Below are 19,004 nucleotides of genomic sequence, written 5' to 3'. Positions count from 1 at the left end.
GCTACGCGGTCCCGGTGCTCCTGTCCGCCGAACCGGCCGTTTGCGTCTGCGAGAGCCGGTGCTTCACCCTCCGCGCGATCGCCGCCGGGGCCTCTTCGGGGATCGCGAAGCAGGAACTCGCGTTGATTTCGCACAGGACATAAGTGTCGGCCCCCGCTGCATCTCTTGGCCCGTACAGGAAGTCCGCGTCCCAGATCACCGGAAGCGAGCGTTCGTCGATCTCCAGTGTTGTCATCATTCCCGGAGTCCAGTCGTCCTCCATCTGCCTTCGCAGCGTCTGGAATTGCGGAGCATCCGGTCCGTGCATGATGCGTGGGCCCGGCTGCGCCTCGGGCGAGTCCACGCCTTGGGGCGGTGGGGGAATCAGCGCCTTGATCAGCTGATGCCCGAAGCCGGCGACCTTCGATCCACTCATATAGCAGCGGATCATCCCGTCGGGCAGGCGCGGTTGAAACGCCTGATCGATGATGCAGCCGCCCCAGCCGAAATAGGGCTCGCATCGCGCGAGGAAAGTGTCGAGCAGCATGTCCTCGGGCAGGCTCCCGCGCTGCGCATGCAGCACCCGAATCATGCCGTCCGCGCTGGAGAGAGACTCGACCTTCCAGACGCCCTGGCCACCATTGCCGCGATTTTGCTTCAGCACGCGCGGGCCGTGCGCGCGAAGGCGCGACGGGAATTCGGCGCGGAACGATGCCGCGCTGTCATAGCGATGCGTGTCCGCGCCCCAGCCGAGATGACGCGTGCGGTAGAGCACCTCCTTCACGCCCATCTTCAGGATGACGTCCGGATGCGCGCTCACCCATGGTCCTTGCGCCGCAACCTCGCGAAGCAGGGCATCCAGTTCGACACGCGTCTTGCCCTGGTGGATCGGATCGACCCAGACAAGCACGCCGTCGGCGGCGAGCAGCTGCTGCCGGACCGCCCCAGCGAAGCTTTCGTCATAGATCACCGGCCGGGCTTCGATGCCGATCGCGGCGAGTGCTTCGAAAATGCGCACGAAGCGGCTGTTCTGCGGTGTCGCGTCCCGGCGCGCGGCAGCATCTCCGCGCGAGAGGATGGCGACGCAATGTTGGATGGAAGAGTGTTGGAGTGAAGAGTGTCGTTCGGTGTCCATGCGCAAGCTCCACGAGTGGCGTGCTGCGCAGAGCTTGGACCGAAGCCTCACGGGGAGTCTGCTTTGTCCCCACGCGAAGATAGTAACGAGACCGGCGCCGAGTTTCAAGACGGGCCGGCGCGGTTCCGCCGGAACGGTGAACTTGTCGTGAGGCCGGCCGGCGGCTTCGGTGGCCGCGCGAGCCACAGGCCGGTTGACAGCTCCCGCTCTCGGGTTTTTATTTCGGGTTCGGGGATGTGCGATCTCCCCGCGAGGCGACATGCCGAAGCATCGCGTCCTGATCACCAAGGGCGCAGCATGTCATCTTACATCTCCGATTTCAGCGACAGATTGTCTCGACTTTTTCGGCACGGCGCCCGCCGGTCGCATCGCTGTGCGCGCCGTGCTGCGCCTCGTCAGGTCCGGGCAAAATCGCGAAACAGAGCTCACCTGGGGCAGGGACATGACCAGGAGAAGATCATGCGAACACGAACAACCTTCCGTACCGTTCTATTGCTTGCGATTGCGGCCGGCGCATCGACCGCACACGCCCTGACACAAGAGGAACTCGTCGCGAGGATTAAGGGGGCCGGCTACTCGCAGGTCAGTGATATCAAGTCGACCGCCGAGGGCACGACGGCCAAGGCCGTGAAGGATGGCAAGGAAGTGCGGCTCGTCGTCGACAGCAGCGGCCAGGTCAAGGAGCAAAAGTAAACCGCCGGCTGCTTGAGGCCCCCAATTGAAATCAAGGGAGTTAGATCCATGCGAAAGACAATCTCGGCGTTGATTGGCATCGGCGCGTGCTTCTGCACGACCAGCGCAGGCGTTCAGGTGGTGGATTGGCGAGCCTTCGCCGAACTCTTCGTCGCGACCGCTCACGCGCAAGATGCCGACTGGCAGAAGGTCGACGAGACGCTGGGCCGAAAGGCGGCGGTCAGCGGCGACGTGCATCGTTACGGCTTTCCCCGCACCGACCTCACGGTGACGCTTGATGGCGTGACCATCAAACCGGCACTCGCGCTTGGCGGCTGGGTCGCATTCAAGCCCGCGCATGGCGGCGCCATGGCGATGGGCGACCTGGTGCTGCTCGAATCCGAAATCAACCCGGTCATGGCGAAGATGATCGCGGGCGGGCTCGAGATCACCGCCGTTCACAATCATCTGCTCGGCGCCAATCCGGCGACCTTCTACATGCACGTGGCCGGGCACGGCGACCCGATCAAGATCGCGACCGCCATCCGGGATGGGCTTGCCGAAAGCAAGACGCCGCTGTCGGCGGCGGCGGCCCCTCCGCCGGCTGTCGATCTCGACACGGCGCAACTCGACCAGATCATCGGCGTCAAGGGGCAGGCCAACGGCGGGGTCTATCAGTTCAACGTTCCGCGCCGCGATCCGGTGAGCGAGGAAGGGATACAGTTGAGCCCTGCGGCTCCGCTCGGCGTCGCAATTGGCATCAACTTTCAACCGACCGGCGGCGGCAAGGCGGCCATCACCGGCGATTTCGTCATGACCAGCGACGAGGTGAACCCCGTGATCAAGGCGCTGCGATCGCACGGCATCAACGTGACGGCACTCCATAGCCACATGCTGGACGAACAGCCGCGCCTGTTCTTCATGCACTTCTGGGCCAACGACGACGCGATCAAGCTCGCCAACGGCTTGCGTGCCGCGCTCGACAAGACGGCCAGCACGAAGGGGTGACGCCGAACGGGGATGCAATATTCGAGGCCCTCGGGTATGGCGACTGCCCAGCTCTTGCTTGGACTTGAACTCGCCTCGGCCGGTTCTAATTTGAACACTCAAGCCGGACAGTGTTCGGCGACACGGAACCATAAGAGGGAAAGCATCGCGCGCATGGCGCGGAAAACTGGTTGAGGAAATGACATGAGAAAGCTTGCTCTTGCAATTGCCGCCGCAGCAACGCTCCTCATCGGATCGGTTGCGCCGGCTTCGGCCCAATGGCGACATCATGACTGGGGCGGCCCCGGAATTGGCCCCGGACTTGCTCTGGGGCTGTTTGCGGGAACATTGGCCGCCGCGGCCGCGCCGCCGGTCTATGCCGCACCCCCAGTCTATGTTGAACCGGTCTATGGCCCGCCACCCTATTACGTCGGTCCGCGATATCGGGTGGTTCGCTACTATCCGCCGGTCTATCCCGGCTGGTACGGCTGGTGGTGAGAAGAATGGCCCGGTTTTCAACCGGGCCTTTTTGCATCACAGAACGCTTCGCACCGGCGCAAGCGGGCGACGCGCGTTCCAGCGTGTTCCGGCGCGGCTCATCACGCCCCGTGAAACCAAGCTCGCCGTCTCTGGTTGTTCCCGGGGCTTGCGCTGCGGCGCCGGCACAAGTCGAGCTTTGGCATGACCAAGAACACCCGCTTCAACGTGGCGTATGCCGTCTTCGCGATCTTCGCGCTGTTCTTCATCCAGTACGTCATCGTTACGGCGAACAGGATCGCCGTGATCCCCTACAGCCAGTACCAGCAGTTGCTTCGTGACGGCAAAGTCGACAGTGTCGGCGTTTCCGATCGCACCGTGCAGGGCACCCTGAAGGAGCCGTTGCCCGGCGGACAGAAGCAATTCGTGACCACGCGGGTCGACCAGGACACCGCTCAGGAGCTTGAAAAATATCACGTCCGCTTCACCGGGCAGATCGAGAGCACCTTCTTTCGCGACTTGCTCTCGTGGATCATGCCGGTGCTGCTGTTCTTCGGCATCTGGTGGTACATCGGCCAGCGCCTCGCACAAAGCGGCGGTCTCGGCGGCGGGCTGATGCAGATCGGCAAGAGCAAGGCCAAGATCTATGTCGAGGCCAATACCGGGATCACCTTCGCCGATGTCGCCGGCGTCGATGAAGCCAAGGACGAGCTTCGCGAGGTCGTGGATTTCTTGAAGAATCCCACCGATTACGGACGGCTTGGCGGCCGCATGCCGAAAGGCGTGCTGCTGGTCGGGCCGCCCGGCACCGGCAAGACCTTGCTGGCCAAGGCCGTGGCGGGCGAGGCGAAGGTGCCGTTCTTCTCGATCTCGGGCTCCGAGTTCGTCGAGATGTTTGTCGGCGTCGGCGCAGCCCGCGTGCGCGACCTGTTCCAGCAGGCGCACGACAAGGCGCCCGCGATCATCTTCATCGACGAGCTCGACGCGCTCGGCCGTGCACGTGGCATCGGCCCGTTCGCCGGCGGGCACGACGAGAAGGAACAGACCTTGAACCAGCTCCTGGTCGAGCTCGATGGATTCGACTCGCGCTCCGGCCTCGTCATCCTGGCTGCGACCAATCGCCCGGAAATCCTCGATCCCGCTCTGCTGCGCGCCGGCCGCTTTGACCGCCAGGTGCTGGTCGACCGGCCCGACAAGAAGGGCCGCCGCGACATTCTCGCGGTGCATATGAAGATTGTGCGGCTCGCCCCCGATGTCGACGTCGATGCCGTAGCCGGCTTGACGCCCGGATTTACCGGTGCCGATCTTGCCAATCTCGTCAACGAAGCCGCGCTTCTGGCAACCCGCCGTGGCGCCGAGGCGGTCGGCATGCGTGATTTCAACAACGCCGTCGAGCGTATGGTCGCGGGATTGGAGAAGCGCAACCGCCTGCTCAATCCGAAGGAGCGCGAGATCGTCGCCTATCACGAGATGGGGCACGCGCTGGTCGCGCTCTCGCTGCCCGGGGTCGATCCCGTGCACAAGATCTCCATCATCCCGCGGGGCGTCGGCGCGCTCGGCTACACCATTCAAAGGCCGATCGAGGACCGCTTCCTGATGACCAAGGAGGAGCTGGAGAACAAGATGGCCGTTCTGCTCGGCGGCCGCGCGGCAGAGTTGATCGTGTTCGGTCATCTCTCCACCGGCGCGGCCGACGATCTGCGCCGCGTCACCGACATCGCCCGCAGCATGGTGACGCGCTACGGCATGTCGGAAAAGCTCGGCAGCGTCGCCTACGAGCGCGATCCCGGTAATTTCCTGGCGAGCGCCGACCGGCCCTATCCGGTGCGCGAGCGCGACTATGCCGAGGAAACCGCGGCCGCCGTCGACCGCGAGGTCAAGGATATCGTCGACCGGGTCCTTGAGCGGACCGAAGACCTGCTGACGACGCGCCGTTCGATCCTGGATCGTGCCGCCAAAAAGCTGCTGGAAAAGGAGACGCTGGAGCAAAGCGAGATCGATGCGCTGATCCGGGAGATGCCCAAAGAAGGCGCGAAGGAAGGTCTGCGGGCCGTTTGAGCAGCCGGCCGTTGAGTAGGCTCCGCGGCATTGCCAGCTTTGCAGCGGGCTAGGTCTGATGGCTGTTCGCAGTCGGCTGCCGAGGCTCGGCGGCGTTTTGGTGCGGGGAGGGCGCGTGGGAAACCATGGGCGAAGAGATTTCTGGCGCGCCCGGCGCGTCGTTTGGCGGATGCGCCATTCTGTGGTCGAGATAGAGCCCGCCCGCGACCAACATGATGCCGGCGCTTAGCAGCACAAGGCTTATGCCCATGAGATCTCGATAATCGTCCATTCCGTCACCAGCCCGTCGATCGATCAGAGAACGTCAGTGCTTGTAGATCGTTCCCGTCGTCTTGATCGATTGCACCGGCTGCCGATCGGCCGCGGCCGTTCAGCAGCCACTGCGGATCCGAAGATTCAGCTGACACGATGCCTATGGCAGACTACGGCCCTGGCCCAATTCGCGAGGAGGATCGCGCCTATCTCGAATCCCTCATCCGGGAGGATTTCGCGCGATGCCATCGCGGCGATACGCTGGACGATCTTAAGCGGGGTGCTTCGTTTTCGAAGGAGGATAGGGGATTGTTGCGGGATTGGATGGTGATAGCGGTTCGACGGGCCACAGCCGATCGGGGCAAGGGATCGACCCGATGGAGCGGCGGTTGAGGTGTATCGGCGCGGCTGTCCATCAGCCGAGCTGTCCCGTGAGCAGAAACGCGTGCGCAATAGCGGGATCGTGGTGGGCGAGGAGCAGGCTCAAGCACCACGGCAGGAACGAGGCCAGCGCGATCAGCTGAAACTCGGACGCCAGCGGGAATCGGGTTCTGACTGGCAGCTCAGTGGGCAAGGGGACGCCTCCTTTCCGCGAAGTCCCTCGCGTGAGTGCTTCGCCAGCATGCGCGTCGCATTAACGGCCTCGGCTTCAGCCGTTGCTCAGGAATCGCTGCCGCAACGGCTTGAGCACAAATAGAGCCAATGCCACCACCGCGAAGTTCATGATGGCAGTCAACACGAATACCAAATGCCAACCGCCGCTCGCTGATTTGATGAGATTGGCAATCGGCACGAGGAAGGCCGACGCGCCTTTGGCCGTGTAGAGCAGGCTGAGATTGACGGTTGCAAATTTGGTTCCGAAAGTGTCCGTGCACGTGGACGGGAATAGGCTGAAGATTTCACCCCACGTCAGGAAGATCAGCGCAGCGAAGAGAACGAATGCCCAGGGGGCATGACCCAAAGTCCCCAGCAACCAGTATGCTACTCCGCCCAGACCGAACGCGATCGCCATGGTGTATTCGCGGCCAATCTGGTCTGAGATCCAGCCAAACAGAGGACGCGCTCCACCATTGCAGATGCTGTCGACGACCAGCGCCACGCTCAGCGCCGACGCGCCGAACAGGATCGCCACGTTCCCAATATTGAAGTCCTTGGCAATCGGTGCGATCTGCGCGGTTGCCATCAACCCGCTCGCCGACACCATGATGAACATGATGTAAAGTAGCCAGAATACCCCGGTGCCCAATGCTTGCCGAGGCGTGTAGCTACGCGTCGTCTGCATCACTCTTGGTGCGGCGACGCCGACCATCTCGTCGGGATCCGGTGCCCGCAAGAACCACGCCAGGACGAAGACAAGTCCACCCTGGACCAGCCCGAACCAGAAAAAAGCTGCTTGGTATCCGGCAGCATCGATCACTGCGCGAATAGGAACGACGGTCAGCGCTGCGCCGGCCCCGTATCCGGCAGCCGTAAGACCGACGGCCAAACCGCGACGGTCGGGAAACCATTTGACTGCTTGGCCGACACAGGTCGCGTACACCGCTCCGCCTCCAGTGCCGCCGACCACCGCACCGAGATAGAGCATTGCGAGGGATTCTGCGTACGCGTTGATAATCCAACCGAGAGCGACCAGGATGCCTCCAACCGCCACGACCAGCTTGGCGCCACGTCGTCCGCCGAGACTGTCAACGATCCAGCCATGGATCGGCGTCAGCCAGGTCTCGAGGGCAATGAAGATGCTAAATGCAACTTGGATCGATGCGATCGACCAGCCATGTGCCTGGCTGATCGGATTGACGAAGAGCGTCCAGCCGTACTGCAGGTTGGCGATCAGTACCATGCATAGGACGCAGCAGATGAGCTGACTTCGCCGCGTCGCCGGAACTGCGGGTGATCGGGAATCAATGGTTGCTGTCGTCATGTTTCCGTCCCTGTTGGCGGCATCGATGTGCCGACTTTTGCCCACTTATTCGAGGCAGGGACGCCCGCGTATTTCTAGGTTTCGGGGTGGCTAGTTAGACTTAAGCTTAGTTCCCGAACGTAGGCCTCTTTCCATCTGCCAAGTACGAGGCGGGATTACACTGACCGTTGAATGAACGGCAGGTCCGGAAAGTTCCACATAACGTTCTAGTCCATTCGTCGCGGAGGCAGGAAATGGCCGGTTACTTTGCATCCGCAAAGGGGCTGGCGGCCTGCGGACCTGTTGGTTTCCTTTCTGCGTCTGCGCCGTCTTTTCACTGCAATTTTCCTGGGAGCGCGGCGTAGCGAATCCGGCAGAGAGCGGTCGACCCGGCGGAGCGGCGCTTCAGATGTTCTGCGCGGTCATCGCTGAGGGCCGGTTCGACCGTGACGCCGGATCCGGCGATCGGAAGGCGGCCTCGGGCGGCGCTCCCTGGGATGGTCGATGGGCTGCGGTTGTGGGAAGCACGATCACTTTCGCTCCGACTTTCACCCGCTCGTAGAGGTCAACGACGTCCTCATTGGTCAGCCGGATACAGCCGGACGAAACCCGCCTCCCGATCGTATCGGGCTTGTTGGTGCCGTGAATTCGATATTCGGTCTCGCCAAGATACATCGCCCGGGCGCCGAGCGGGTTGCCGGGACCGCCTGCCATGAACCGCGGCAGATAAGGCTGTCGCACGAGCATCTCTGCAGGCGGACGCCAATCCGGCCATTCTATTTTACGCGCCACACTCTGTTCACCGGACCATGTGAAGCCTTCGCGGCCGACACCGATGCCGTAGCGCATCGCTTGCGCGTCGTTCAGAACGAAATAGAGGAATGTGTTTTTGGTATCGATGATCACGGTGCCCGGCGCCTGGTGGCTGGCGTAGTCGACCACCTGCCGAACAAACGCTCCGGGACCATCAGCGGCTTTTGGTGGTTCGGCCAGAGGGGCCGGGACCACAATCGGAGCCGGCGCCGGTGCTGATGCATGAACCGGAGCTGCCACGTAGACCGGAGTTGACGATCCCTGGGCTTGGGGCGCGGACGGCTTTCGTATCGGTTGCACGCTCAAGGGGCGAGACAGCAAACCGTAGCCCAATGCGGCGAGGGCCACAGCGCTAATTGCAACTCTACCGGCCATCGGCAGTGCGAGCGTGTCTGCCTTTCCACGTTTGGCCCGCTTCCTCATGTCTTTCCCCAGGTCGCCATGCCCAAAAGAGGTACCCGGCAAGATTTAAGAAAGTTCGAAGCGATGTCGCCCAGATGGGAACCGTCGGCAGTGGTTAACGGCGCTCGCTTGTTCGGCAGCATGGAAATTGCGCGACGCGCAGACGACCATTCAGGCGTTTTGTCTTCCGCGGTCTTGCGAAAGAGGATATTTTGTCAGCTGACGCATGCGACCGTTGCTTTGGTCCCGCGGGCTTTGCTCCTCCGCCCATCCTGCGTCTCATCCCCACATTCCGACGTAACCTCACCGAGAAAGACGGGAGACGATCCCATGGCTAATGCCCAATGCCTTTGCGGCGCTCTTTCACTGAAATTGCGAGAAACCTCAAAGCTGATTGTCGCGTGTCATTGCCTCGCCTGCCAGCGACGAACCGGTTCGCCATTCGGCCTCGGCGTTTTCCATGCAATCGACACCGTCGAGATCTCAGGAACGGCTACGGAGTTCATTCGCGTCGGCGATAGCGGCCGTAAGGTGCGATGCTATTTTTGTCCAACATGCGGCTCGACGGTCTATTGGAAGCCCGACGCCTTGCCATCTCTCATCGGCGTCGCGGTTGGCGCGCTCGGCGACCCCAGCTTTCCGGCTCCCGCCTTTTCGACATTCGAGCGGTCGAAGCATCATTGGGTCCACGTTGACGAGGCAGTCGAGCATTTCCAGACAAGCGGACTGCAAAGAGGGACCTGAGCGCCGTGACGAAGTGCAGAAACGACCTTCTACGACCTCGAGCGTGCCACACTGGGAAAGTCACACCTCAGATGGTCTCAACAGCAGACATCACCGGCCCCGGTCGGGAGATCAGAGATGGGCCAACAGCTGCCATTCTACAAAGCCGATTGATGCCGGCGACAGAGATGCTCTCTCTACTCGGCTGAAGCTTCACTCTGTCCGGTCGGCTTGCGTCCCGCCGGCGCGAACATACTCAGCGCGAACCACGAGTGAAACGCGGTCACGTCATCATGTGATCCGTCAAGACGCAGCTGCCCCTCCCGAATTGCCTGGTTGAGCGAAATGTGGCCCAGCCAGACCTGCGTCAGGACGTGTAGACTGGCGCCGACGAATAGGTCAACATCAAAGCCTGGAATGCGATAGCAAAGATCAACAATGCCGTGCTCGAATATCAACCAGTAGCGGCGGCGGCTGATTGGGACGCCTGACAGCTGAAACTCAACGACGTACCGCCCATCGCGCGGCGAAGCTCGGGCCGCAACGTTGCGACGGATATCCCACATCAGAAGGTCGGGATCCAGGTTCGCTGTATCGACAAGATCGTGACGCAGCCAGCGCTGCGCCCAAATGCCCATGCTCTCCACTACCGGAAATAGTTCGCGCCCGGCTGGGGTCAGATGGTACTCAAAACTACGCGCCTCACCGCGCCGCCGCTCGACGATGCCGGCGAACTGCAGCTGTCTGAGGCGCTGTGCCAACAGTGCCGAGGACATGCGCGGCACCCCGCGCTGCAAGTCGTTGAACCGAATGCTGCCACACAACAGCTCACGAATGACGAGCGGCATCCATCTTTCCGCCAGTATCTCGGCGGCAAGGGCGATGGGGCAGAACTGACCGTATCCTCGCTTTTCCGCCATGCCAAATTCCGGCTGAGATCATGAACCGCGCCACTTCAATTTTTAAAGTTGCCCGCGCCGGCTGTCGATAACAAGCTGGCAAAATGTACCAAACGGAGGTTTGGCTATGACGCGAGTTCCCCACCTGCAAGAGCTTGTTCAAGTCCTCGGCCCGCGCTTTGCGGAAGGCGCCGCCGAACGCGACCAAGGCGACGTCTTTGTCGCCGAGCACTACCACGGGCTCAACACAAAGTATTCTCGGCCCTTGTTCCCACCGAGCTTGGCGGCGGCGGCCTTCGCCACAGCGCGATGTGCGCCTTCCTGCGCCAGCTCGCCCATTATTGCCCGTCGACCGCGCTGGCGTTGTCGATGCATCAGCATCTCGTTGCCGCGGCCGTCTATAATCACCGCAACGGCGGGCCGGGGAAGAAGCTGCTGGAGCGGGTCGCGGCCGACGAGACGGTTCTAATCTCAACTGGCGCGAATGACTGGATGGAATCGAATGGTACGGCTGAGCGCGCCGACGGCGGCTTCCGCGTTAAGGCGCGAAAGCCATTCGGTAGCGGCTCGCCGAGCGGCGGCATATTGGTGACGTCAGCTCCCTTTGAAGACCCTAAGGAGGGCTGGCAGGTTCTACACTTTGCAATTCCGTTCACAGCCAACGGCGTCTCGCTCGCTGACGATTGGAAAACCCTCGGCATGCGCGCCACTGGCTCGCAGTCCATCATACTTGATGATGTCTTTGTGCCCGACGGCGCCATCGCCTTGCGTCGGCCACGCGGTCGCTTCCACCAAGCGTGGAACGTCATTCTGACTGTGGCAATGCCGCTGATCATGTCGGTCTACGCTGGCGTGGCCGAGGCCGCGGCCGCCATCGGCATGGAGCAGGCAAAAAAGCGCAAAGGCGATCCAACCGTGCCCTATGTGCTCGGTGAACTCACCAATCAGTTGACGATTGCACAGCTTGCCGTGGACGATATGGTCCGCTTGGCGGACGATCTGGAATCAGCGACGAACCTGGAAATGGCGAACGCCATGCTGGTGAGAAAAACGATCGTCGCCGAGCACGTCTTGGAGACCGTCGAGAAGGCGTTGGAGGCGGCGGGCGGCGCCGGCTTCTACCGCAAGATCGCTCTTGAGCGGTTCTTGCGCGATGCACACGCTGCGCAGTTCCATCCATTATCCGCAAAGCGCCAGCACCGATTCACCGGCCGCATTGCTCTCGGCCTCGATCCGATAACGGACGCAGCATGATTCACATTGAGATCGAATACCGCCGGAGCCACCTCCCGCCCCGGCGGCCGTTGCGGTTCGCCCAATTCCGGTCCGGGTCACAAGGCGAAGAGCTCAAGCTGAGCAAATCTAGTCCGCCGTTGCTCTCTGAGCAGACCTCTGAGGGTCCGGTACTTCGTCGCCGAGGCCAAGAGAGGTCCTCAGCAAAGCTGGCGCGAAAGCCCCTTAACGTCGGGTGTCACCCGCGCCGGCACATAAACATTCGCGTGGCTGTCGGAATTGTCTGGTCTCGACCGTCCTTAGGCTTCAAGGAGGCGGTTTCATGACCCAATCGCGTGAAGTTTCGATCGTGGCCGATGCCCGGGGTCTGGTGGAGTCGCCACGCTGGCACCAAGGACAGTTCTGGTTGGCTGACTGGAGTGTTGGCGAAATTCTTTCGATCGACGACCAGGGAGCGTGCCAAGTGCGAGCTCGCGCGCCGGCACCGCCATTGTGCTTCGATTTCGCGGCAGATGGGGAAATGCTGATCGTTTCGGCTGCGCAGGGATTGCTCCTCAAGCAGCACGCGAGCGGGGAAGTCGCCAATTTTGCAAGACTCGGGCCGGGCATGTGGAACGAGATCGTGGTGGATGGCCGAGGTAACGCCTACATCAATGGCCCTTCCTTGCTGCTGATCCGGCCTGGCGGACAGGTCTCGCAGGAAGCAGACGGATTCGCTTTTCCCAATGGAATGGCGATGTTCCCCGACAACCGCACGCTCATCGTGGCAGAGTCGCACGCGAAAAGGCTTACCGCCTTCGACGTGTCGTCAGATGGCCATCTCTCAGGCCGCCGCGTTTGGGCGCAGCTCGAGGGACCGCCAGACGGCATTTGTATCGATCAGGAAGGCGCCATTTGGTACGCCGACGTCCCCAATTCTTACTGCCGACGGGTCAAGGAGGGGGCGAAGTGCTGGATGAGGTACGTCTCGACCGCGGAGCATTTTCCTGCGCGCTGGGAGGACCTTCGCGACAGACCTTGATGATTACCGCAGCGAAATGGTTTGGAATGGACCGAATAGCCGACGTTGCGGGCACCGGGCAGAATCTTCACGCTTCCGGTGTCTGTAGCCGGCTCTGGTTGGCCATGACGCCAATAAGTCGCTTTAGAAAACTGTGGCCTGACCGAACAAGTATCTCAGGCTACAACGGAAGCAACCGAGAAATCCCCCGAGCCTGGCAATCTGCTCCGGCACGAAAAAACCCGCGGCGGATTGCTCCGCGCGGGTGTTACGAAATTCCGATGATGTCATTCTGCCAGTGTTTTGCCCGACGAGTCAAACGCCGATGTGCGCAGCAGATTCCTGTCGCGGACCGGACAGCACTTGTCCAATGATTTCAATGTCCCGGCTACTGTGCATGGGGTTGTTTTGCAGCTTTTTTGTTCCGGCCGCAAAGCGGTGCGAGTTCACCGCCGGCCGCGCGGTGCTTCGGCCTTGGCCGGCGGCTCGGTTTGCGGCGCGCAGGTGGCGGCCGCGAGCGAGGCCTGCGCCTGCGGCATCAGGCCCGGTTCGGCGGCGAGCGCCTTCATCACGATCAGGCCCGTGGTGCTGGGCGAATCGATGATCAGGCGGTCGGCCGCGGTGATCTCTTCGTCCTCGGGCAACTCGTTGTGCTGCGGCTCGGTCATGAGGTCGAGCTCGATCACCTTCTTGCCCGCCGAGCGGTCGTTGATGGCGTAATAGGCGATCTCGTTGCGGGTGTAGAACGACACCGAGGTGTAGGCCTGGCTCACCGGCACCGTGAGCTTGATCGGGCCGCCCGACAAATCGTAGCGGCAGATCGCCAGCGCAAACGCCGGATCCATGAACGGCATCGGCGAGGTCTGGGGATCGGCGAGCGGAAGCGCGGTCACGGCGTTGAGCTTGGTCATCGGCGTCAGCCGCGAATAGGCGTCCTGCGTCGCGATCCGCGGCAGCGCCAGCACGCTGACGAGGTGAACGACAAGACCCAGCACGATGCCGGCAATGATGGTGAACGCGAGCCTGATCATGAGCAGCCCACCGTCGCGATCGTCGGCATCGGCGCGTCGCGCTTGGTCCGCGTCGCAACGCCGACCGGGGTATCGTAAAGCCGTAGCATCAGCGCGTAGCGTTCGATGCCGCCGGTCGGCAGCCAATTGCCGGAGCGCGAGCGCGAGGCGATGCGGATCTCGAACGAGCCGTCGGACTGGCGCACGATCTCCTGGCTGGTGAAGCCGTAGCGCTGCAGCGAGTTGGCGACCAGATGGCCCTTGCGGTCGTAGAGCGTCAAGGTCCAGAACCGCGCCGGCGGCGTCACGCCGGAGACGACGACGTCGCAGCGGCCGTCGAGCGCCTTCTTCTTGTCGTCGGCGGTCGCGGTGAAGGCGACGCCGTCGCCGGTGCCGATCGGCAGCTCGCCGTTGCGCACGATGGTGGCGCGCGAATAGGGATCGACGTCGGCGGTGCCGGTGCGCGGCCGGGCCGTCCAGGGACCGATGGTGAGGGCGCCGATCTCGGTGCCGCGCGTGGTCGTCATCCAGGTCGCGCCGACGCCGACCACGGTCGCGAGCAGGAGGGCCGTCAATGTGATCAGGATCAGCCGCACGGGATACGATCAGTTCTTGCGCGGGGTGGATGAGTTCGCGTTGTCCTCCGCCGCATAGTTCTGCGGAAAGGCGAGCGCGCTGGTCGATGACGCCGGCTTGGCCGGCTTGGTCGCGTCGTCGTCGGCCGCCGCCTTGGTCGCGGTCTTGGCCGCGTCGTCCAGCAGCTTCTCGACCCGCACCAGAATATCGGCGCCGCGCTTGGTCAGCACCGGCGGCGGACCGGGCTTGGTCTCCAATATCTTCGGTGCCGCATTGGCCTGCGCGTTGGCGACCCGCTCCGGCGGCAGCTTCTGGCCCATGCCGACGCCGGGGATCTCCCTGACCTCGACGCCCTGATGGGCCGCGAGCATGATGTCGTGCCAGGTCTGCGCCGGCAGCGAACCGCCGGTCATGCGGTTGGTCGGCGAGTAATCGTCATTGCCGTACCAGACCGCGCAGGTGAAGTTGCCGGTGTAGCCGACGAACCAGGCATCGCGATACGCATTGGTGGTGCCGGTCTTGCCCGCGGTCGGAATGCCGTCAAGCGCGGCGCGGCGCGCGGTGCCTTCGCTGACGACATGGCTCATCATGCCGGCCATGTCGGCGGCGATGTTCGGCGGAATGGCCTGGCGCGGCTTCGGACCGTCGCGGTCCCAGCGCCAGACCAGGTCGCCGGCGCCGGTGCGCACCTCCAGCACCGCATGCGGGGTCACGGCCTTGCCGCGGTTCGGGAAGGTTGCGTAGGCGACGGCGTGCTCGAGCACGGTGACTTCATCCGAGCCGATCGGCAGCGACGGCGTGTCGGGCAGGGGGGCCTTCAGGCCGAAGCGGCGGGCGACCTCGACGATCTTGGCGCGGCCGATCTTGGCCGGGTTCGGTGCCTTCGGCTGCTCCTTCTGGCCGATCGCGATCGACAGCTTCACCGGGACCACGTTGATCGAGCGCGTAATCGCCTGCGTCAGCGTCACGGCGCCGGAATAGGAATGGCCATAGTTCTGCGGACACCAATTGCCGATGCAGACCGGGCCGTCGATCACGATCGAGTTCGGCGTAAAGCCGTTCAGCAGCGCGGTGGTGTAGACATAGGGTTTGAATGACGAGCCCGGCTGGCGGTAGGCGTCGACGGCGCGGTTGAACTGGCTTGCGCCATAGTCGCGGCCGCCGACCATGGCACGGATGCCGCCGTCGAGATCGGAGACAACGGTCGCGGCCTGGGTCGCGTGATAGTCGCGGCCGAACTGGCGCAGCTGGTTCTCGATCGCGTCTTCCGCCGCCTTCTGCACGTTGGTGTCGATCGCGAGGCGCACCACGAAAACGCGCTCGGTGTAGGATTTCGGGAAGGTATCGACCAGCTTGCGCATCTCGTCGAAAGCGTAGTCGAGATAATAGTTCGGCGAGGCCTCGTCGCGGCGGTCGACGGCGAAGGCAGGATTACGGCGGGCGCCGAACACCTGGCCCTCGGTCATGAAGCCGGCGTCGACGAGGTTGTCGAGCACGACGTTGGCGCGGGCGCGCGCGGCGGGCAGGTTGATGTGCGGCGCGTATTTGGTCGGCGCCTTGAACAGGCCGGCGAGCATCGCGGCTTCCGCCAGCGTCACGTCGCGCGCCGACTTGTTGAAGTAGAAATGCGCAGCGCCGTCGACGCCGAAGGTGCCGCCGCCCATATAGGCGCGGTCGAGATACAGCTTCAGGATCTCGTTCTTGGTCAGGCGCCATTCCAGCCAGACCGCGAGGAAGGCCTCGTTGATCTTGCGCTCGATGGTGCGCTCGTTGCTCAGGAACAGGTTCTTGGCGAGCTGTTGGGTGATCGACGAGCCGCCCTGGCGGACGCCGCCGGCCTGGGCGTTGGTGACCAGCGCGCGCGCGGTGCCGGCGATGTCGATGCCGAAATGGTCGTAGAAGCGACGGTCCTCGGTCGCGAGCGTCGCCTTGATCAGCACGTCCGGAAAGTCTTCCAGCGGGATCGGATCATTGTGCTTGATGCCGCGGCTGCCGATCGGGTTGCCGTAGCGGTCAAGAAAGGTGACCGCGAGATCGGACTTCTTCAGCCAATCTTCGTCGGCGGTCTCGCGGAAGGCGGGGATGGCGAGCGTGAGCAGCAGGATCAGGCCGCCGAGGCCGATCGTTGCGGCCTCCGACAGCGGTTCGATGAACACCCAGCGCTTCCACCGCCCGACATAGAAGCGGTCCATGAAGGTCGAGTAGCGCTCATAGAGTTCGCGGATGCCCTTGCCCGAGGAGAACAGCGAGGAGTCGATGCGCGCATCGAGATCCAGGAAGAAATTCCGGACCCTGGTCTTCCAATGCGGTGGTATGATCTGGCGCACCTAGAACCCTCGAGGCTCGGTTCGAAAGCGTTCAAGCACCCGGCCGGGGCGGCATCGAGACGTCTTGCGGGAATGTTGCGGCAAACCCAAGGCGCCCGGTTCGCGTCCGAGGGGACTTGCTGTTCCTTCTAGCCGAGCGGGACCCATAAACCAATGGCCACGCTCGCGATTTTGAACAACAGGCCTAATTGACCCCGGTTCATTACGGGCCTCACCCGAGCGCTGCTTGCAGTGCAATGGGCGCGCGCCCTAGATGACGTTAGCCGTAGCTCTTTCGAATCTTAATGAGGCGCATGACCGCAGCTCCCAAACGACCTTCAGGCCAGGAGGGTTTCTTCTGGAAAACCAAGACGTTGGAACAGATGTCTGGGGACGAGTGGGAAAGCCTGTGCGACGGCTGCGGCCGCTGCTGCCTGAACAAGCTCGAGGAAGAAGACACCGGCGAGATTTATTACACCCATGTCGGCTGCAAGCTGCTCGATGCCGGAACCTGCGGCTGCAAGGACTACGCGAATCGTTCCGCCAAGGTTCCTGACTGCGTTCGCCTGACGCCTGCCAATGTCCGCACCCTGAACTGGCTGCCGCCGAGCTGCGGCTACAAGCTCGTTGCCGAGGGGGCGCGATCTCTATTGGTGGCATCCGCTGGTCTCCGGCGATCCCAACACCGTGCATGAGGCCGGCGTCTCCGTGCGCGGTCGGGTCGAGGGCAGCGAGGTAGAGATCCCGGATGACGAGCTTGAGAACCACATCGTGCAATGGCCGGCACAGCTGCCGAAACGAGCTCGCCTGAAGCGACGTCCGAAGGACTGATGCGCCATCGCACTCCGACGACCATCACGTGTTCGGGATGGACCGGCGGCGGGATGCTCCCATGCGCCCGGGGGCCTGCCTGAGAAGGACTTTGCTGTCTAAATACATTTCATAGAACGAGATCCTTCGCCGGCTTTGCGCCGCAACATCACGTCTGACACGCCCGAAATGAACAAGTTCGCACGGCAGAGCAGCCAGGCTGCCGATATCCAGACCTTGCCCGACGACATCGCCGACGAGCTGACCCGTCTTCCGGGCGAGGTCATCAGCGTCAGCGATGCTCCCTCCCTGGCGCCACCGGTGCCGCTGTCGCAGGACGAGGTTCGGACCATCGTTATCAGCCTGATGCTGACGATGTTTTTGGCCGCCCTCGACCAGACCATCGTCGCGACCGCGCTGCCGACCATCGGGCGCCAATTCCACGACGTCTCCAATCTCTCCTGGGTCATTACCGCCTACCTGCTCGCCTCGACGGCCGTTGCGCCGGTGTTCGGGACGCTGAGCGACATCTACGGCCGCAAGGCGATGCTCATCGTGTCGCTGAGCCTGTTCATTGCGGGCTCGGTGCTGTGCGCGATCGCGCCGAGCATGCCGATGCTGATTCTGGCGCGCGGCCTGCAGGGACTCGGCGGCGGCGGCATCATGCCGGTGGTCCAGACCGTGATCTCCGACGTCGTCTCGCCGCGCGAACGTGGGCAATACCAAGCCTATTTCTCCAGCGTCTGGATGGTCGGCGGCATCCTCGGCCCCGTCATCGGCGGCGTGTTTGCCGAGCATCTGCACTGGTCGATGATCTTCTGGATCAACCTGCCGCTAGCAGCCGCGGCTCCGCGCTGCTGCTGCCCAAGATGAAGAAGATCCCGGTGTTCCACCGCAAGCGCAAGGTCGACTGGCTCGGCGGCGTGCTGCTGATGGCCTCCGCCGTCGTCTTCATGCTGGTGCTGACCTGGGGCGGCACGCGCTTCCCGTGGCTCTCGCCGACAGTTCTGTCGATGGTGGGCGGCGCTGTCGCACTCGCAGTCGTCTTCGTCTGGCATGCGCGCCGGGCCGACGAGCCGTTCCTACCGCTGCCGCTGCTCGGCGGGAAGGTCGCACCGTTCGCGTTGACCGCCGGCGGATGCGGCCTCGGCGCCATCACCGGCCTCACCGTGCAGCTGCCGCTCTATTACGAGTCCGTCTACCACCTCAGCGCCAGCGAGGCGGGGCTTGCACTGATTCCGCTCGCGGCGGTGTCGACCTGCGGCGCGGCAATCGCCGGCCGCACCATGGCGCGCGCCAAGCACTACAAGCGCGTCGCCATCATCGGCACCTCCTGGGCTGCGATCTGTGCGCTCGGCCTCACGCTGACGACGTTGCCGCTGTGGGGCCTGCTGACGCTGATGGCTGCATTCGCGCTCGGGCTCGGCACGACCTTTCCGGTCTGCGTGGTCTCGCTGCAAAATTCGGTTGCCCGCCCCCAGGTCGGCACCATCACCGGCGCGATGAACTTTTTCCGCTCGCTGATGTCGTCGTTCACGGTCGCTGCGTTCGCCGCGATCCTGCTCATTGCGCTCGGCGCCGACGTTCCGCTCGCCGGCGAGCATCACGCCGCCGTCAACGCGATCCCCTCCGACGACATGCGGCACGCGTTCCGCTACGTCTTCGGCGCCGCCACGGCGCTGATGGCCACCGCCGCGCTCTGCCTGATCGCGATGGAAGAGCGGCCGCTCGCCGGTCCGGCCGTCGCGCAGCCGGTGGAGATGGCGGAGTAG

General features: G+C 63.2%; 15 protein-coding genes and 2 pseudogenes. 9 read left to right on the top strand and 8 right to left on the bottom strand.

What is annotated here, in order from left to right:
• Nucleotide 1 precedes the first annotated feature (1 nt).
• Entirely contained in the window at nucleotides 2–1,114 is a 1,113-nt protein-coding gene (locus AB8Z38_RS11420; protein WP_369725102.1) for a Cj0069 family protein, read from the bottom strand.
• 459 nt (nucleotides 1,115–1,573) lie between these two features.
• Between AB8Z38_RS11420 and AB8Z38_RS11415 the strand changes: the two genes are divergently transcribed.
• The 4 genes from AB8Z38_RS11415 to ftsH all read left to right on the top strand — a co-directional run bounded on the left by AB8Z38_RS11415 (nucleotide 1,574) and on the right by ftsH (nucleotide 5,308).
• Nucleotides 1,574–1,807, top strand: a complete 234-nt coding sequence (locus AB8Z38_RS11415; RefSeq protein WP_369725101.1) for a PepSY domain-containing protein — start codon at nucleotides 1,574–1,576, stop codon at nucleotides 1,805–1,807.
• A gap of 48 nt (nucleotides 1,808–1,855) precedes the next feature.
• The gene (locus AB8Z38_RS11410) at nucleotides 1,856–2,794 is read left to right on the top strand and encodes a DUF1259 domain-containing protein (RefSeq protein ID WP_369725100.1); all 939 of its coding nucleotides are present in this window, start codon (nucleotides 1,856–1,858) and stop codon (nucleotides 2,792–2,794) included.
• Between the two features lie 183 nt (nucleotides 2,795–2,977).
• Complete coding sequence (locus tag AB8Z38_RS11405) at nucleotides 2,978–3,271, top strand: hypothetical protein (protein ID WP_369725099.1); 294 nt, start codon at nucleotides 2,978–2,980, stop codon at nucleotides 3,269–3,271.
• Nucleotides 3,272–3,454: 183 nt separating this feature from the next.
• Complete coding sequence (ftsH, locus tag AB8Z38_RS11400; protein ID WP_369725098.1) at nucleotides 3,455–5,308, top strand: ATP-dependent zinc metalloprotease FtsH; 1,854 nt, start codon at nucleotides 3,455–3,457, stop codon at nucleotides 5,306–5,308.
• Between the two features lie 667 nt (nucleotides 5,309–5,975).
• On the opposite strand, the gene AB8Z38_RS11395 is transcribed toward ftsH, so the two are convergent.
• The 3 genes from AB8Z38_RS11395 to AB8Z38_RS11385 form a co-directional block, all read right to left on the bottom strand.
• Nucleotides 5,976–6,134, bottom strand: coding sequence for a hypothetical protein (locus AB8Z38_RS11395; RefSeq protein ID WP_369725097.1), 159 nt, complete (start codon nucleotides 6,132–6,134; stop codon nucleotides 5,976–5,978).
• Nucleotides 6,135–6,209: 75 nt separating this feature from the next.
• Nucleotides 6,210–7,481, bottom strand: a complete 1,272-nt coding sequence (gene oxlT / locus AB8Z38_RS11390) for an oxalate/formate MFS antiporter (protein ID WP_369725096.1) — start codon at nucleotides 7,479–7,481, stop codon at nucleotides 6,210–6,212.
• A 384-nt stretch (nucleotides 7,482–7,865) separates the two neighbouring features.
• Nucleotides 7,866–8,696, bottom strand: a complete 831-nt coding sequence (locus AB8Z38_RS11385) for a L,D-transpeptidase (RefSeq protein ID WP_369725095.1) — start codon at nucleotides 8,694–8,696, stop codon at nucleotides 7,866–7,868.
• A 309-nt stretch (nucleotides 8,697–9,005) separates the two neighbouring features.
• Here AB8Z38_RS11385 and AB8Z38_RS11380 point away from each other — a divergent pair, with 309 nt between their 5' ends.
• Complete coding sequence (locus tag AB8Z38_RS11380) at nucleotides 9,006–9,419, top strand: GFA family protein (protein WP_369726471.1); 414 nt, start codon at nucleotides 9,006–9,008, stop codon at nucleotides 9,417–9,419.
• A 176-nt stretch (nucleotides 9,420–9,595) separates the two neighbouring features.
• On the opposite strand, the gene AB8Z38_RS11375 is transcribed toward AB8Z38_RS11380, so the two are convergent.
• Nucleotides 9,596–10,318, bottom strand: a complete 723-nt coding sequence (locus AB8Z38_RS11375) for a winged helix-turn-helix transcriptional regulator (RefSeq protein WP_369725094.1) — start codon at nucleotides 10,316–10,318, stop codon at nucleotides 9,596–9,598.
• 48 nt (nucleotides 10,319–10,366) lie between these two features.
• Here AB8Z38_RS11375 and AB8Z38_RS11370 point away from each other — a divergent pair, with 48 nt between their 5' ends.
• Nucleotides 10,367–11,551, top strand: coding sequence for an acyl-CoA dehydrogenase family protein (locus tag AB8Z38_RS11370; RefSeq protein ID WP_369725092.1), 1,185 nt, complete (start codon nucleotides 10,367–10,369; stop codon nucleotides 11,549–11,551).
• A gap of 301 nt (nucleotides 11,552–11,852) precedes the next feature.
• Nucleotides 11,853–12,551: an SMP-30/gluconolactonase/LRE family protein gene (locus AB8Z38_RS11365; protein ID WP_369725090.1), complete on the top strand. Its 699-nt coding sequence runs from the start codon at nucleotides 11,853–11,855 to the stop codon at nucleotides 12,549–12,551.
• A 425-nt stretch (nucleotides 12,552–12,976) separates the two neighbouring features.
• On the opposite strand, the gene AB8Z38_RS11360 is transcribed toward AB8Z38_RS11365, so the two are convergent.
• The 3 genes from AB8Z38_RS11360 to AB8Z38_RS11350 are packed head-to-tail and all read right to left on the bottom strand — an operon-like array spanning nucleotide 12,977 to nucleotide 16,443.
• Nucleotides 12,977–13,561, bottom strand: a complete 585-nt coding sequence (locus AB8Z38_RS11360; RefSeq protein ID WP_369725088.1) for a DUF1254 domain-containing protein — start codon at nucleotides 13,559–13,561, stop codon at nucleotides 12,977–12,979.
• Nucleotides 13,558–14,136 carry a DUF1214 domain-containing protein gene (locus AB8Z38_RS11355; protein ID WP_369725086.1) on the bottom strand — a complete coding sequence of 193 codons (579 nt, stop codon included), beginning with the start codon at nucleotides 14,134–14,136 and terminating at the stop codon, nucleotides 13,558–13,560. Before AB8Z38_RS11355 ends, AB8Z38_RS11360 begins: the two co-directional genes overlap by 4 nt.
• Before the next feature lie 9 nt (nucleotides 14,137–14,145).
• Complete coding sequence (locus AB8Z38_RS11350) at nucleotides 14,146–16,443, bottom strand: transglycosylase domain-containing protein (RefSeq protein ID WP_369725085.1); 2,298 nt, start codon at nucleotides 16,441–16,443, stop codon at nucleotides 14,146–14,148.
• Between the two features lie 293 nt (nucleotides 16,444–16,736).
• Here AB8Z38_RS11350 and AB8Z38_RS11345 point away from each other — a divergent pair.
• A pseudogene (locus tag AB8Z38_RS11345) lies at nucleotides 16,737–17,253 on the top strand (YcgN family cysteine cluster protein).
• 168 nt (nucleotides 17,254–17,421) lie between these two features.
• A pseudogene (locus tag AB8Z38_RS11340) lies at nucleotides 17,422–19,004 on the top strand (MDR family MFS transporter).

Origin of the sequence: Bradyrhizobium sp. LLZ17, assembly GCF_041200145.1 — a bacterium.
Lineage (GTDB): Bacteria > Pseudomonadota > Alphaproteobacteria > Rhizobiales > Xanthobacteraceae > Bradyrhizobium.
Note: the sequence above shows the minus strand (reverse complement) of the source record. Positions and strands in the feature narration are given on the sequence as shown.

Excerpts from the sequence above, each read along its gene's own strand:
- ftsH (WP_369725098.1), top strand. The coding sequence starts at position 3,455 with ATGACCAAGAACACCCGCTTCAACGTGGCGTATGCCGTCTTCGCGATC.
- AB8Z38_RS11410 (WP_369725100.1), top strand. The coding sequence starts at position 1,856 with ATGCGAAAGACAATCTCGGCGTTGATTGGCATCGGCGCGTGCTTCTGC.
- AB8Z38_RS11360 (WP_369725088.1), bottom strand. The coding sequence starts at position 13,561 with ATGATCAGGCTCGCGTTCACCATCATTGCCGGCATCGTGCTGGGTCTT.
- AB8Z38_RS11420 (WP_369725102.1), bottom strand. The coding sequence starts at position 1,114 with ATGGACACCGAACGACACTCTTCACTCCAACACTCTTCCATCCAACAT.
- AB8Z38_RS11365 (WP_369725090.1), top strand. The coding sequence starts at position 11,853 with ATGACCCAATCGCGTGAAGTTTCGATCGTGGCCGATGCCCGGGGTCTG.
- oxlT (WP_369725096.1), bottom strand. The coding sequence starts at position 7,481 with ATGACGACAGCAACCATTGATTCCCGATCACCCGCAGTTCCGGCGACG.
- AB8Z38_RS11415 (WP_369725101.1), top strand. The coding sequence starts at position 1,574 with ATGCGAACACGAACAACCTTCCGTACCGTTCTATTGCTTGCGATTGCG.
- AB8Z38_RS11405 (WP_369725099.1), top strand. The coding sequence starts at position 2,978 with ATGAGAAAGCTTGCTCTTGCAATTGCCGCCGCAGCAACGCTCCTCATC.
- AB8Z38_RS11380 (WP_369726471.1), top strand. The coding sequence starts at position 9,006 with ATGGCTAATGCCCAATGCCTTTGCGGCGCTCTTTCACTGAAATTGCGA.
- AB8Z38_RS11375 (WP_369725094.1), bottom strand. The coding sequence starts at position 10,318 with ATGGCGGAAAAGCGAGGATACGGTCAGTTCTGCCCCATCGCCCTTGCC.
- AB8Z38_RS11385 (WP_369725095.1), bottom strand. The coding sequence starts at position 8,696 with ATGAGGAAGCGGGCCAAACGTGGAAAGGCAGACACGCTCGCACTGCCG.